14 protein-coding genes are annotated in these 14,860 nt (G+C 67.9%); 7 read left to right on the top strand and 7 right to left on the bottom strand.

The features are described 5' to 3' along the window. The 5 genes from EJK15_RS60580 to EJK15_RS60560 all read right to left on the bottom strand — a co-directional run. Positions 1–217, bottom strand: a 217-nt coding sequence (locus tag EJK15_RS60580; RefSeq protein WP_171075244.1) for a helix-turn-helix domain-containing protein, incomplete at its 3' end; no start/stop codon positions are given. Between the two features lie 91 nt (positions 218–308). Next, entirely contained in the window at positions 309–443 is a 135-nt protein-coding gene (locus EJK15_RS76865; protein WP_276615563.1) for a hypothetical protein, read from the bottom strand. 24 nt (positions 444–467) lie between these two features. Next, positions 468–1,040 (bottom strand): helix-turn-helix domain-containing protein, encoded by a 573-nt coding sequence (locus tag EJK15_RS60570; RefSeq protein WP_138719433.1) that lies wholly within the window; start codon positions 1,038–1,040, stop codon positions 468–470. 127 nt (positions 1,041–1,167) lie between these two features. Next, entirely contained in the window at positions 1,168–2,643 is a 1,476-nt protein-coding gene (locus EJK15_RS60565; protein WP_138719432.1) for an ankyrin repeat domain-containing protein, read from the bottom strand. A 245-nt stretch (positions 2,644–2,888) separates the two neighbouring features. Then, positions 2,889–3,632, bottom strand: coding sequence for an ABC transporter permease (locus tag EJK15_RS60560; RefSeq protein WP_240777927.1), 744 nt, complete (start codon positions 3,630–3,632; stop codon positions 2,889–2,891). Positions 3,633–3,916: 284 nt separating this feature from the next. Between EJK15_RS60560 and EJK15_RS60555 the strand changes: the two genes are divergently transcribed. The 6 genes from EJK15_RS60555 (at position 3,917) to EJK15_RS60530 (ending at position 10,862) form a co-directional block, all read left to right on the top strand. After that, positions 3,917–4,510 (top strand): TIGR03086 family metal-binding protein, encoded by a 594-nt coding sequence (locus tag EJK15_RS60555; protein WP_171075243.1) that lies wholly within the window; start codon positions 3,917–3,919, stop codon positions 4,508–4,510. A 143-nt stretch (positions 4,511–4,653) separates the two neighbouring features. Further along, positions 4,654–5,562 carry an LLM class flavin-dependent oxidoreductase gene (locus EJK15_RS60550; protein ID WP_138719430.1) on the top strand — a complete coding sequence of 303 codons (909 nt, stop codon included), beginning with the start codon at positions 4,654–4,656 and terminating at the stop codon, positions 5,560–5,562. A 125-nt stretch (positions 5,563–5,687) separates the two neighbouring features. Beyond that, a complete protein-coding gene (locus tag EJK15_RS60545) occupies positions 5,688–6,422 on the top strand; it encodes a maleylpyruvate isomerase family mycothiol-dependent enzyme (RefSeq protein ID WP_240777926.1) in 735 nt (244 codons plus the stop codon). A 168-nt stretch (positions 6,423–6,590) separates the two neighbouring features. Next, positions 6,591–7,088, top strand: coding sequence for a hypothetical protein (locus tag EJK15_RS60540; RefSeq protein WP_138719428.1), 498 nt, complete (start codon positions 6,591–6,593; stop codon positions 7,086–7,088). Positions 7,089–8,054: 966 nt separating this feature from the next. Further along, on the top strand, positions 8,055–9,776 hold the full coding sequence (locus EJK15_RS60535) for a S8 family peptidase (RefSeq protein WP_138719427.1): 1,722 nt from the start codon (positions 8,055–8,057) through the stop codon (positions 9,774–9,776). A 510-nt stretch (positions 9,777–10,286) separates the two neighbouring features. Continuing rightward, positions 10,287–10,862 carry a fasciclin domain-containing protein gene (locus tag EJK15_RS60530; RefSeq protein ID WP_240777925.1) on the top strand — a complete coding sequence of 192 codons (576 nt, stop codon included), beginning with the start codon at positions 10,287–10,289 and terminating at the stop codon, positions 10,860–10,862. A 302-nt stretch (positions 10,863–11,164) separates the two neighbouring features. On the opposite strand, the gene EJK15_RS60525 is transcribed toward EJK15_RS60530, so the two are convergent. Beyond that, positions 11,165–12,169: an IPT/TIG domain-containing protein gene (locus tag EJK15_RS60525; protein ID WP_138719426.1), complete on the bottom strand. Its 1,005-nt coding sequence runs from the start codon at positions 12,167–12,169 to the stop codon at positions 11,165–11,167. A 212-nt stretch (positions 12,170–12,381) separates the two neighbouring features. Continuing rightward, positions 12,382–13,170: an IPT/TIG domain-containing protein gene (locus tag EJK15_RS60520; protein WP_138719425.1), complete on the bottom strand. Its 789-nt coding sequence runs from the start codon at positions 13,168–13,170 to the stop codon at positions 12,382–12,384. 1,044 nt (positions 13,171–14,214) lie between these two features. Between EJK15_RS60520 and EJK15_RS60515 the strand changes: the two genes are divergently transcribed. Then, positions 14,215–14,860 (top strand): beta-propeller fold lactonase family protein (locus EJK15_RS60515; protein ID WP_206061948.1); only part of this gene is annotated, 646 nt, incomplete at its 3' end.

Genomic DNA, 14,860 nt, shown 5'->3' with positions numbered 1-14,860 from the left:
CCCTGCGCAGCCTGGACACCAACGCCTGCAAGGCATTCACTTCGTCCGCGGGCGGCCGTTGCCCCCAAATCCAGTCCACCAGCCTCGCACGCGTGACAATCCGGCCCGGTTCGAGGGCGAGTGCAGCGAGCAGTGCCCGCAACCGAGCCCCAGGAACCTCCACCACGGCCCCATCGGGGTTCCGGACCTCGAACGGCCCGAGCAATTCAACTCGCACATCAGTCATTGTGCCGAACCGTGGCGACGTCCCGAGCCGGTTGCTGGGTTGGTCGGCTTCGGCCTCGGCGCGGTCGAGCTCTCCTTGGCGATCACGACGCTGACCATGGCGCGTCGATGGTGCCGGGGCAGACGGCGTTGATGCGGATGTTGCGCGGGGCGTATTCGAGGACGGCGCTGCTGGTCAGGCCGATGGATGAGGACCTGACCGGCGACTTCGAGGACAACCGGGACGTCCACCACGCGCTTGGTCATTCCGGTTCGGGGAGATCGATAGGGGGGCCGAGCGGGGGGTCGGTGGCCAGGTTGAGCGCAGCGGCGAGGATGGCGAGGACCGGGATCACGGCCTCGGGCGCGAATTCGTAGTCGCCGCGCCGCCGTTGTTTGATCAGCCTGGCGCTCTGCAGCGCACGCAGGTGGTGATAGAGCTGGCCGCTAGTGGTCTGCTCGCCGTCTCCGCCGAGGGATTCTTGGAGGTCGGCGCGGGTGCACCGGCCCTGTCGTATGAGTGCGCCGAGCAGCGCCAGCCGCGGCAGGCTGCCGAGGGACTCCAGGATGTCGACCGCCGGCGCCCAATCGGTCGACAGCAACTCGGCGAGAGAGAGCTCCCTGGCGTAGAGGTTCTCGCCGCCGGGCAACCGTGCGGCTCCGACGTAGCCCACCGTCCCGAGCTCGTCCTCCTTCTCCGCCTGGCGGCGCATGCTGTTGAGTACTCCCATGAGAGACGGCGAGTCCGGTGGGCGTCGTGGTGGGCCGGCGGTCTCGACCCGATCCTCCAGGCGGGCGATCCGGCGCTCGAGTTCGGCGAGTCTTTCCTCGTTCATCGCGCTCTCCTACGCTGTGCCGTAATTACGAAATAGCGTAGACAGCTGATGTGGGCATGGCAAACGCCGTTAAGGCTTAAGCGGCACGGAGGGTCTGCCGGCCTCCCAGGTTGATGCCAGAACATGGTCAAGCGTCGAACGGCCTGCGGGAGTCGGTGTCGTGATCGTGAAGCGTCCGCAGGTACGCCGCCACGCGGTGTTTGCCGCCGTATTCGGCCCAGCCGAGCGGGGTTGAGGCGTGCTCGGTGTCCTTGATCGTTGGGTCGGCGCCGAGCTCGATCAGTGTCCTGGCCGTCTCGACGTCGTCGTTCCAGGCGGCCTGGTGCAGTGGGGTGGTTCGATGCAGGTGGTTCACGTCGAAGCCGAGACCGGCGAGCAGTCGCACCGCCGCGGGCTTGCGCCGCTCGGCCGCGCTGTTGATCAGCTCGGGGGATCGGGCGAGCGCTCGTGTCAGCAGTCCCGGGCCGAATCCGGCCACCGCGTCGGCGTCGGCGCGCATGCAGGCGGCGGTGAACGCGTCCATCTCCTCCAGCACCGCCGAGGCGCCTGCCGCGGCGAGGATCTGCGCGACCTCGGTGTGTCCGTTCAGCAGGGCAAGCTCGTAGGGTGTGCGTCCGCCGTACGCCGGATGCCCGCCGAGGCCGTTCACCTCCGCGCCGTGTGCGAGAAGCAGCCGGGTTCGCGCCGGGCCGCCCCGCAGCGCGGCGGTGGCCAGTTCGTCCCGGAGCAGCTGCTGCGGAGACTGCAGTGCCGGGCCCAGCCGGGCATGCCACGGCCCGCCCTCGCCGCGGCCCAGGCCGAACTCCAGCAGCAGCCGAAGGTGGGCGGTGTCGTCGGAGAAGGAGCCGCCGAGCCCGAGGTTGTAGAGGGTCTGGCTGTCGTTGGGGTCCGCTCCGGCCTCCAGCAGCAGCCTGGCCAGCGCCAGTCCCTGCGGATGCGGCGGCTGGTCGCCCTCGCCTCCGCCGAATGCGCCGGTGAGCGCGGTGAACGGCGAGGTCAGCCCGTCCCACAGGAATCCGGTGTTCGGATCGGCGCCGTGTTCGAGGAGGAGCCTGGCCGCCGCCATATATCGGCCGGGCGCATGAAGACGCGCGTAGGCCAGGTACAGCAGCGGCTCCCACCCGAAGGGGCCGCCCTGCGCCCGGGCGAGTCCCGGATTTTCGGCCAGCGCATCGGCCAGCGCATCGGCTGAGCCGGTGGCCGCCATCGTGAAGACGTTGGCGGCAGGCAGCTGCGGATGCCGGGCCAGCAGCAGGTCGGCCTCCCCGGTCCGGCCCGGGTAGTCGGTGCCATAGGTGAGGCAGGCAAGCCGCAAGAACTCCTCCGGCAACTCTTCGCTCGGCGCAACCCGGTGCGGCGAGCGGGAATACCGCTTGACGGTGCCGATGTGCTCTTTCAGCCTGGGCCAGCTCGCGAAGCCGTACATGCGGGCGGTGACGAGCTGCGCGTCGGACAGCTTGAGCGTCTCCGGCGGTCGGGGATGGAACTCGGTGACGAGTCCGAGCGCCTCGGGAACTCCCGCCTTCACATACTGAAGGAGTGTCTTGGCCTGCTTGCGGAGCCGTTCGATGCTGGGGTTGTCGGGCAGGCGATGGATGGGCATCAGAGCCTCCTTTCCGTTTGGCCTGGGGTCCGCATGATCAGGCCGGAAAAGAGGTCGGGCCGGGGTCGTTCGAGGAACATCAGGTGGGCTTGGCCCTTTCCGCGGACTGGTGGCGCCCTGAGCGCGCACCACTCAGCCTACGCCGACAGCCGTGCACCTGCGAGGCTGCCGGCCAGAGTGCTCAACCACCCCCGGCTTCCGGCCACGATCGCCAACCATCAGTCACAGGCTCCGACGCCCGAAGGTCAGCGGGCGAAGCGGCCGCGGGCGGCGAGCTCCACCGTCACCACGATCGCCGCAGCCTCGGCGGCGAGCAGCGCCACCAGCACCACCAGCTGTACGACCCCCGCCTCGATCGGGCTCGCCCCTCCGATCAGCATGCCCACGAACGCCCCGGGCAGGGTGACCAGGCCCACGGTCCTGGTCTGGTCCAGCGCGGGCACCAGCGCCTGGACCGCCGCGGGCCGGCAGATCTCCAGCGCGGCGTCGCGCGGGCTGAACCCCAGGGCCAGGGCCGCCTCCACCTCCCCCTTGCGCTGGACCAGCTCGTCCAGTGCCCGTCTACCGGCCAGGGTCGTGGCCGTCAGGCACCCGCCCAGCAGGATTCCGGCGACCGGGATGATCACCATCCCATCCGTGGAGATCACCCCGGTCGTCATGAGAAGGATCAGCACCGGCGCGGTGCCCGCCGCGATCGGCACCCCGGCCCACCACAGCTCCCGGCCGCCCGCGACGCGCCGGCCGGCGGTGAAGGTGGCGACGCCGTACATCAGCAGGATGAACCCCGCGCTCGCCGCCGAATAGGCGACGACCCACGAGATCACCACGGACACGGCGCCGAGCTGCAGGGCCGCTCTGAGACAGGCGGTCACCACGGCCTTGCCATGGCCCATCCGCCCGGCCCAGGCCACGAGCGCGCCGAGCGCCACCAGCAGGACCAGGACGACCGGCAGCCACGAAGTGAGGGAGATCAATGAGGAGGTGCGCACGGCAAGCAGTCTCCACCGTGCGTGGCACGGACTCGCAGCGCGGTCCCCGGCAGCTCCAACGCCGTCATCGCCCCCTCGTCGAAGCGCAGTCCCGGATGCGCCTGCCGGGCCGGCGAAACCACTCAAGACGCAGCCGACGGCAAGATCGGCATGACATGTAGGAAATTTCCTACATATAGTGAGACCCGGCCATGCGCGGCCTGAACTCACCGGCAATGGGATCAGCCTTGCAGGACCACAGCCGCATGCCCTCTTACAGGCAGACATCAAAGATTGGATGCCCCATGTCCGAGATCGTTGAACGGTTCGACCGCCTCGCGGCCGGCTTCCTGGCCCGCATCAAGGCGACGCCCGCCGATCGATGGGACTCCGTCAGCCCCTGCGAAGGTTGGACGGCCCGCGACGTCGTGGCCCACGTCATCAACGGACACCGCGGCATCATCGCGGTCGTACGCGGCATCCCGCCGCAGCCATCGCATGGCGTCGGCCTCTCCGGCATGTCCGACGCCCCGCAGATCGACCCGGGCGCCGACCTCGCCGCCGCGTACGCCGAGGCTCGGGCTGGGCTCCGCGCCATCCTCACCGACCCGCAACTGGCGGCCACGCCCCTCCCGTTCAGCCCCATCGGGCCGGTCCCCGTCGAGCAGGCGGCCGACGTCGTAGGCGCCCTGGAACTGCTCGTCCACACCTGGGACCTGGCCCGCGCCGTCGGCGGCGACGAGACCCTGGACCGCGACGCCGTCATCAGAACCCACGAGAGCCTGCGCCCCCACTACGCCGCACTCCAGGCGACCAACGCCTTCCACCCCCAGGCCACGCCCCCGGCAGGCGCCGACCCGCAGACCGCGTTCCTGTACTTCACCGGCCGCCGCCCCTGAGCGCGTACGTCCCCAGGCACGTACCAGACCGCGGCGATGCGGCCCGCACTCGCACACGGCTTGCCCATTGAGTCGTCGCCGAAAGCGGGCCAAAACCGTCTCCCCCTTGACCTCGACCGTGCTTGAGGTTGCACAGTGCCGGCATGGAGAGTTTCGAGATCGGCGTCATCCTGCCCGGAATCACCGTCCAGCGCAGGGACGGCATCGACCTGCGAGAAGCCGCCCGGCACGCCGAGGACGCCGGGCTGGACGGCGTATGGCACGGTGACCACCTGGCCGTCGGCGGCCCGACACTTGACGCGCCGATCGCACTGGCCACCGCCGCCGCGGCCACCACCCGGATCAAGATCGGCACCAGCGTGTTCATCCCGGCGATCCGCCCCGTCGTCTGGGCAGCCAAACAGATCGCGACCCTGCAGTACGTGTCCGGCAACCGCCTCGTACTGGGAGTCGGCTCGGGCGGCGGCCCCGGTCAGTGGGCCGCCGCCGGGGTGCCCTACGGCGAGCGCGGCAGCCGTACCGACACTGCACTGAAGCTGCTCCCTCGCCTGCTCGCCGGCGAGGAGACCCACCTGCGGGACGAACCCGGAGAGCCGGCCGTCAGGCTGGCGCCCTCCGCGGCCATGCCACCAGTGTGGGTCGGCAACGCCTCCAACGCGGCAATCCGACGGGCCGCGCGGCTGGGCGACGGCTGGTTCCCCTCCCTGATCCCGCCCGGCGAGGTTGCCGAGGGAGGAGCACGCCTCGCCGAACTGGCCGCCGAACACGCCCGCCCGACTCCAGCCATCGCGATCGGCGGCGCCGCCGCCTTGGGAACCGGACAGGGCATCCCATCACGGGAGGAGATCGCATCCGGCATCAGCGGCGCCTACGGCCGGTCGCTGGAGGAGGTCATGGAAATCCCGCTCACCGGCCATCCGAAGGAGGCCGCGGAAAGGCTGACCGCCTATCGCGACGCCGGGGCGAGGCACGCGATCATCGGAATATCGGGCGGCGACTGGCGAGCCCAGGTCGACCTGCTCGCGGAGGTACGGGACCTGCTGCACAGCTAGCCGTTCCTGGCCGCAGGTACAGCGCACGCCGATATACCCGTGCTCTCGCGCCGGCAGAGCAGCACTACGTCAAGCCGATGGACGACAACCCCCTCCTACCGAATATTGTTCTATACGATGGGACGGTGACGGATATCTTCGATGATCTAGCCGCGGAGTACCGGCAATTGGATGCGGTCTTGGAGTCCCTGACCCCGGATCAGTGGTCCCGGCCCTCCGCGGCCGCAGGCTGGACCGTCTCCGACGTCGTCCTACATCTCACCCAATCCGAAGAAGTGATCACAGATCAGTCCATCCCAGAGGGAAAAGCCTTCCTTCCCTCCGCCGAGGCCACCGTGGACGGCATGGCCGAGGAGATGGTCGCCGCCGAGCGCGGGATGCCGCCGGCCGACCTGCTGGCACGCTGGCGCAAGGCCGCCTTCGCCACCCCGGGCGCGCTGCGCGCACACCCCGCGGGCACGCGCCTTTCCTGGGTGAGGGCTCCGCTTTCTCCCCGCACCCTGGCCACGACCAGGCTCGCCGAACACTGGGCACACGCCCTGGACATCACCGTCCCGCTGGACATCCCCTACCCCGACACGGCCCGGCTCCGGCATGTGGCCTGGCTGGCCCACCGCACTCTCCCGTACGCCTTCGCCGTCGCCGGCCTCCCGGACGCGCCGGTCTTCTGCGACCTCACCGCACCGGACGGAACCCACTGGACCTTCGGCGACCCGGCCGCCCCGGCACGAATCACCGGCCCGGCCTCGGAATTCTGCCGTGTCGGCGCCCGCCGCCTCACACCGGAGCAAACCAGCCTCGCCGCCGAGGGCCCGCACGCCGCCGACGCACTCCGCGTCGTCCGCAACTACGCCGCCTGACCCGCCCCAGGAACCCGAGCCCGCCCTTGCCACCAGAAGGCAGGCACGTACCAGGGCGCCCGATCATGGCCGCGGCGGCAGGTTGGCGATCTTCTCGAACAGCCCAAAACTATGCATCATCCCGCACGCCGACCAGTCGAGCCCGCAGGCCCCAACGACACTGCTGCCATGAACGTGCGCAACACGGACGGGGCCCCGGGGCGAGTCGAGTTCGCGGGGGCCGTGTACGGCTCGCTGCTGGCGGCTTCCGTGGTGGCCGGCAGCGCGGTGGACGGCACGCCGATCTCGGCGGGGGACCTCGTGGTCGTGTTGCTCTGCACGGGTGTGGTGTTCTGGATCGCCCACGTCTACGCCCTGGTCGTGAGCCGCGGAACCCATACCTTGACCTGGCAGGGACTTCGCGTAGCCGGTCGGCAGGACTGGCCGGTGGCCCAGGCCTCGTTCCCACCCGCCATAGCCGCCGCCTTCGCCTCGGCGCTGGGCATGTCCGACGTGATAGCAACCTGGGCGGCGCTGATCGTCGCGGTGGCAACCCAGGTCACCTGGGCTCTCGCGGCCGCCGTCATGGCCCGTTCCTCCGTACAGGTCGTGGTCGTTTCCGGGGTTGTCAACCTTGCGCTGGGGCTGGCCATCGTGGCGCTCAAGACCCTGGTGGCTGCCCATTGAACGACGGGCATCGGGACACCGTCTCCGCGTCCATGACGCACTCCTCCCCGCGCGGGGGGCAGCCCCGCGAACGGATGCTTCGCGGGGCTGCCGTAGTCCGCTGGGGCAAGTCGCCGATGTGGCTAGCCGCCCCTGCAGTGCTGGCGCTTCCATTGTCCGTCCCTGTAGCACCAGTAGCACTTACCTCTCCACTCGCACCTCCTGGCCGTGCTGGAGGCCTGGGTGGCGTGCTGAGCCGGCGCACAGAGGCTCACGTCGGAGGCCTGTGCGGTGCCGGTGGCAGTTCCGGTGATGAGGAGCGTGGACGCCGCCAGCGTGGCGGTGAGAAGAAGACGCTTGAGCATCAGAGCTCACTCCCTGAGGTTGAGAACCGAACCCCCGTTGAAGGGTCGGATGACGAGCGTCGGTTTCGGATCCCGGGATGCGCCGATGTGGCGCTGAACATCACTCAGACTAATCACGGCGTCAGGCGGAATCTCCCGGCCGGAGGCAAAGCCTCATTTCTGACGCATCACTACACCCACGTAATTATCCGCACGCACCGAAGAAATACAGCATTGCGCCCCAGCGGGCCACCGCAAGCTTTGGAGCTGCGCCTTCGTGTCGCCACCAGAAGCCTGGACCACACTTCCCAAGCCTTTCAATGCAGCACCATAGGGACGGCAAATGACAGGAAAGGGAATCAGTGTCGCTGTTTGCAGATTCCGCGGAAGAGAGGCACAGTATCGGTCATCGGTGCGCTCCGTTGGTCGCCGGCCACAACGTACGGACGCCGGTGTCCGCCGCCCGCCCCTCCACCTCGGCGAGCAGCCGGAGCCCCAGGATTACCAGAACCTGGACGGAGCACTCCTAGCTCCCGTACGCCTGAAGAAGATCACGCCTTGGCCACAAATTGCCCAGGCCCTAGGCCGAGCGCGATTTCCGCGCTCACAGTAGCGGCGAATCCGTCGTCACACGGAGGTATGCGTGAAACGCGTCGCCGTCATCTTCGCCGCCACCGCCCTGGCCGCGGCCACCCTGGTCACTCCAAGCCAGGCCCAGCAGCTGGACTTGGCTTCAGAAACCACGACAGAGTACGTCGTCCTCTACAAAGAGGGCGCCACCGGTGCGCGGCAGGCCATAGAGGCCGCGGGCGGAACGGTCATCAAGGAGAACACCGCCGTCGGCGTAGCCACGGTCACCACCACGAACGCCGACTTCGCGGCTGCGGCGCGGGGCAGCGCCGCGATCGAGGGGGTCGTGCACAACCGCTCCATCGGCAGCGTGCCCAAGTCCGCCCGCGCCTCCGCCGACGTCCGCAAGGCCATCGAAGCCAGGGCCGTCGAGAAAGAGGGCCACGGCGCCCCGGCGAGCACCGGCCGCGGCACTCCGGCCCCCAACGCCGAGCCGCTGGCCGAGCTGCAGTGGGACATGAAGCAGATCCACGCGACCGCCGACGGCGCCCACCGCTACCAGCAGGGCAGCCGGGAGGTCGTCGTCGGCGTCCTCGACACGGGCGTGGACGGCTCGCACCCCGACATCGCACCGAACTTCAACGCCACTCTGAGCCGCAATTTCACCGTCGACATCCCGGTCGACGCCGACGGCAACGAAGTCGACGGGCCGTGTGAGGACGAGCCCGATCAGTCGTGCAACGACCCCGCCGACGTCGACGAGAACGACCACGGCACGCACGTGGCATCGTCGATCGCCTCCCCGATCAACCGGCTCGGCGTTGCGGGCGTCGCCCCCAAGGTCACCATCGTGAACCTGCGCGCCGGCCAGGACTCGGGCTACTTCTTCCTGCAGCCCAGCGTGGACGCGCTGACCTACGCCGGCGACCACGGCATCGACGTGGTGAACATGAGCTACTACATCGACCCGTGGCTGTTCAACTGCACGAACAACCCGGCCGACTCCGCCGCCGACCGGGCCGAGCAGGCCACGATCATCAAGGCCACCCAGCGCGCCCTGGACTACGCCCACCAGCGCGGTGTGACCCTGGTGGCCGCAGCCGGCAACCAGGCGGCCGACTACACCAAGGAGTACACCGACACCACCAGCCCGAACTTCGCCAGCGTGCCCGGTGAGGTCCCGTACACGCGGACGATCCCGCCGAGCTGCGTGTCCATGCCGGCCGAGGGCAAGCACGTGATCAGCGTCTCGTCGCTGGGCATCAGCACGCGCAAGTCCTACTTCTCCAGCTACGGCAACGGCTACGTCGATGTCTCCGCCCCCGGCGGTGACGTCTACGACACCCCGGCCAACACCCGCGACGTGACGAAGGCGACGCTCTCGGCCTACCCTGAGTCGCTGGCCAGGGAGCGCGGCGAGCTGAACCCCGATGGCACGCCCAACGTCGACTACTTGGTCCGCGACTGCAACGGTGCCGTCTGCGGCTACTACCAGTACCTGCAGGGAACCTCGATGGCCTCGCCGCGCGCGGCCGGCGTGGCCGCGCTGATCGTCAGCCGGTGGGGGCACCGTGACACGCGGAACGGCGGCAAGACGCTCGACCCGGCCATCGTGGAGGCGGCGCTCAAGGCGACCGCCACCAAGACCTCCTGCCCCAACCCGCCCGCCTTCACCTACACCAGACACCTTCCCAACGGGACCACCGTGACCGCCACGCACGTCTGCGAGGGCGGCGCGATCCGCAACGGCTTCTACGGCTCCGGGATCGTCGACGCCCTGCGCGCCGTCCGCTAGCCCGCGGCGGCCGGGGTTCGCCCTGCGAGCCCCGGCCGCCCCTCCCCCAGGCGGATCACACCGAGCCAGCGCGTGCGCACGGTCGTACAGGCCCGAAGCCGCTGAGCCCGGGCTCGGAAGCGGTGACAGGCCTCGTCATCTCGCTGTATAGGAACGTTCCGGCAATATGCGCCGGGCCCGCCGGATATGCCAAAGGGGCCCAACAACCAAAAGTTGCGCTATATACCTTTTGTTCCATTTTGGGGAAAATGCGACTTCTGTGTTCTCTGCGAACTTCGACACTGGAAAAGGGCCCGGGCTGCGTGCCCGGACCACCCTCACACCCGTGGCGGGTTTCCGCCACGGCTCCACAGGACTCGGAGGGACACCGTGAAACGCATGCTTCTCGCGGCGGCCTTGACGTTGACCGCAACCATGTCCGGCGCCACCGGCACATCCGCCCTCTCTCAGCCCTCACCCGATGTCTCACCACCGACCTCTCCCGACATGTCACCACCGGAATCTCCGGACATGTCGCCCGCCCCGGAGGACAGTCCGGCGGACATGTCACCCGCCCCCGAGGACAGTCCGGCGGACATGTCACCCGCCCCGGAGGACAGCCCTCCAGCCACGTCGCCCTCGCCTGAGGGCAGCCCGTTCGGAGCCGGGTGCGCTCCGATCGAGGGCAACCTCGCCGACCTCGCCAAGCAACCGGTCGGCACCGCACTCTCCGGGGTTTCCGAGCTCTCCACGCTGGCGGAAGCGGTGCAGCAGGCCGGTCTGGCCGAGCGCTTGAACTCGGCCAAGGACATCACGGTCTTCGCGCCGAACAACGAGGCGTTCGAGGCGATCCCGCAGGAGACTCGGGACAAGGTTATGGGGGACAAGAACCTGCTCATCAAGATCTTGACCTACCACGTCGTGGAGGGCCGGAAGCCGCCCGCCGAGCTCGAGGACGCCACGCTCAAGACCCTGGAGGGCGGCGAACTGACCATGAAAGGCTCGGGTGAAGACCTCACGGTCAACGACGCGAAGGTGGTCTGCGGCAACATTCCGACGAGCAACGCAACCGTCTACATCATCGACAAGGTCCTCACGCCCCAGTAGCGGGCAGCCGGGATGGAGAGCCCGATCCCATGAGCCCGTCAGGCGATGAGCTCATGGGATCGCGCCGGACCAGCCCGCGTAGCGGGGCAAGGAACGCCGATTCGCCCCCAAGGCGGATCGGCGGCTTGTAGGTTGATCGCGTCAGGTACCGCCGGACGGGCGGGAACGGGATCGAAAGATCTGAAAGCCTGTGGAGACGTGGTAAGACCACTCCGGTGGCGCAGGTCGGTGAAGCAGGAAGCCGCAGAAGTGCCGCATGTGCGGTACAGGCTGAATCTTTGGCGTTCACGCCGGAGAGCGCGTCAAAGGTAGGTGTAGGGAGCGGCGGGAGAGCTGGAGCCGCCGGCTGACGTGATCGTGACCATGACCGTCCCAGATCCTGCGGGCGCACTGGCCACGATCTGGGTGTCGGAGACGATGGAGAACGGAGCAGGGGAAGCGCCGAAGAACACATCCGTGACGTAGGTGAAGCCGGTCCCCACGATGGTGACGGGGTTACCGCCAGAGGACGGTCCCTCACCCGGGTTCAGGCTCACGATCGCCGGGGCGGCGACGTAGCTGTAGAAAACGTCGCCCGCACTCGAGCCGCCTGGCGTGACCACGGTGATCGGGACAGTGCCGGAACCGGCGGGCGCCGTGGCGTTCACCTGGCTGCCGGAGATCACGGTGAAGGTGGATGTCAGTGCTCCGAACCGTACCTGGGTGGCGCCGGCGAATCCGGATCCGGTGATCGTGGCGATGTTGCCTCCGGCGAGAGGGCCCTGACTGGGGTCTATGTCCGTGACGACAGGCGCGATTGCGGCGAGATAGCAGAGCGGCGCCGGATTGCTGGTGCCGCCCGGGGTGGTGACCGTGACGAGAACGGGGCCCGAGCCGGCGGCCGCCGGGACACTGGCAGTGAGCTGGCTGCCAGAGATCACGGCGAAGGTTGACGTCAGTGTTCCGAACCGGACCTGGGTGGCGCCGGTGAATCCGCTGCCCGTGATCGTGACGTTGGTTCCGCCTGCTTGGGGACTCGTGTTCGGCGTGAGAGCGGCGATGACCGGGGCCGGTGCATTCACGTAGGTGAAGGGGACATTCTGGCTGCTGTTACCAGCGTTGCCGGTCACCGTCACATTGACCGTGCCCGCACCTGGCGGGGTGATCGCGGTGATCTTGGTGTTGGAGACCAGTACAAAGCCGGCGCCCGGCGTTCCGCCGAATCTTGCAGCGGTGGCCCCGGCGAACCCGCTTCCGGTAATGGTGACGCTGGTGCCACCCACGGAAGCGCCCTGATTGGGAGTCACGCTGTTGACGACCGGGGCCATGTGGTCTCGTCCTCTCGGTTGGCCGCGCGTCCGGAGCGTGGTGGCCGGAAAAGGCCGGTCGGTCCGAACCATCTACCGCTCGTGCTGCCGTGTTGGCGTACTGGTGCTGACGACTCGGGACCGGCATGCGGCTGCGGTGGCCGGCCGAGCGTTGATGGACGTCGGGGCAGCGCCTGATCGCGTTGCCCCGACGTTGGATGTCTTGCCGAGGGTCAGACGTAGGTGAAGGTGGCGGCGACACTGTCCCCGCCCGGTGTGCTGACGACGACGTCCTGCGCGCCGGCGATGGGACCGGTGGGGGCGGTGGCCAGGATTTGAGTGTCGGAAATGGCGTCGAAGGCGGCGTCGACGCCGCCGAAGGTGACGGCGATGTCCGAGCCGACGAATCCGGTGCCCGTGATCACGACCTCGGTGCCGGCCGGGCCAGTGTCCGGTTCGAGATCCGTGATCACGGGAGTGTCGTAGAGGGCCACGGCGTTGGCTACGGTGAACGTGCCCCCTGCTGTCCGCACCGAGGCGCTCCTGAGCTGGAACCATGGCGCGGCAAGGAGTTCGGCTATCGCCACGGGGGTCGCCGTGACTGCGGTGTCGCTGGTGGGAGGTGTGAGAGTCGCCGTTACGCCCTGGAACTGGACCTGGTTCGTGGTCAGCAGGCCCTCGCCGGTGAGCGTGACAGGGGAAGGCGCGGTGGCCGAACCTTCGAACGGTGCGACCTCCGCGACGAACGGGGACCCGATGAAGTACAGCGGCAGCGAGTTGCTCGTGCCACCGCCGGCGCCGCTGACGAAGACGCTGACGCCGACCGGCCCGCACCCTGAGGGAAGCGGGCACGTGGCGACCGTGCCGGTGTTCGTGGTGGGGGTGACGCCCCTGGCTCCGATCCTGATGGTGGCGGTCACCGTGGTGCCGAGACCGGTGCCGTTGACGGTGAGAATCTGGCCGTAGCTTCCCTGGTTGGTGTTCTGCGGTGCGACGCTGATTGACGTGACGACTGGTGCCATTTGACCGCTCTTTCTCTTGAACGTATGGGGCTTCTACGAAAGATGGGATATGAGGGGTTCCTCCTTCAGGTAGGCATGGCTGTACTCGAGACGCCGGGACGGGAACGGGCATGGCGTGCCGCCGCATCCGGCGAACGTCGATGCGCATGGTGGACTGATGGTCACCCACGATGAAACGCACGCTTGAACGGACAACTATCGAAAATGACGAAGACTCGCAGGACAGCTTTCTAAGCTCTGCCAAAACGAAGGGCTATTAGAGCGCCGTCTTCCCCATGGTCAACCGATCGAGGGCCGGCGAGATTTCCTGGCCGTGGAGCCGAGTTGTAAGGCGGATGGACAATCGCGTGGCGATAAGGAGATTCCGTGTCTCACCCCCGAGCAGTGATGTGGCCCCGCCGGGCATCAGTGCTGCGTGAGCAGGTGAGCGGGACCGTGCAGCGCGTTTGCCGCCTCATGGGCCGGCATGGTCGCCGTGACGCTCATTGCGGTTCTCGGCCGATCGAAGCCTGGATCCTGTGAATGATCTGGAGTCGGGCCCAATCATTTCGATCGGAAGTACTTACTGACAACTTGATTAAACACTCTCTGCGAATACAAGTAAAGGGTCACGCGAAGAAATTTACCCAAATGCGTTGCGTGGCGGCCGATGATGGTGTAGACGGTCATGACGCCTAGGGTGATTTGCCAATAAATACCACAAAGGGGATATCTCCCGACAAAGAGAGCCACTTCCCTTTTGGAGGAGTTGATGAAGAACGGCGGTAAAAAGAGCTGATCCGGCCGCCGATCCATGAACGCACCAATTCGTCGCCTACGAAGAGGCAAGCCGGCGCGCCACACCTCTCGGCGAAATGCCATGCATATGTAGAACGGGACCATCTGATCGTCGATATGGAGGTTCCAATGCTGCGGCTACGACCGAGAAGCGCGACCGCGAGCCGTCCTTCGGGGCTGCGGGGTCGACACGGTGGTCGCGGATGGCGGTCCCTCATCCGGGCATCAGTGGCAGGAGTGGCCATAGCGGTCGGATTGGCGGCACCGATGGCCGTCTCCGCCCCGGAAGCGGCCCTCGCACAGTCCCAGGAGTTCGTCTATGTGACTAACACGTCCTCGAATACCGTGTCGGTGATCAAGGCCGCCACCAACACCGTTGTCGCCACCATCCCCGTGGGAACGAACCCTCAGGGGGTCGCGGTCGCCCCCGACGGCACCCGCGTCTACGTGGCCAACGGCGACTCGGATACCGTGTCGGTGATCGACACCGCCACCAACACCGTCATCACCACCATTCCCGTTGGGGACCTCCCCTTCTGGGTGGCGGTCTCTCCCAGCGGCGACCGCGTCTACGTGACCAACTCGTCCTCGGGTACCGTGTCAGTGATCGACACCGCCACCAACAGCCCCACCACCAACACCGTCATCGCCAACATCACGGTCGGCACCTTCCCCGTCGGGGTGACGTTCAGTCCGGATGGCACCCGTGCCTACGTGGCCAATGCGGGGCTATTCTCCACCGACGTGTCAGTGATCGACGCCGCCCCCAACAGCCCCACCACCAACACCGTCATCGCCACCATCACGGTCGGCCTCACTCCCTCCGGGGTGGACGTCACTCCCGATGGCACCCGTCTCTACGTGGTGAGTCGCGGAACCCAAAGCGTGTGGGTGATCAGCCTCGTCTCCAACC

Origin of the sequence: Nonomuraea basaltis (genome assembly GCF_005893125.1) — a bacterium.
Classification (GTDB): Bacteria; Actinomycetota; Actinomycetes; order Streptosporangiales; family Streptosporangiaceae; genus Nonomuraea; species Nonomuraea basaltis.
The sequence above is the reverse complement of the archived record's forward strand: the minus strand, read 5'-3'. Positions and strand labels throughout refer to the sequence as shown.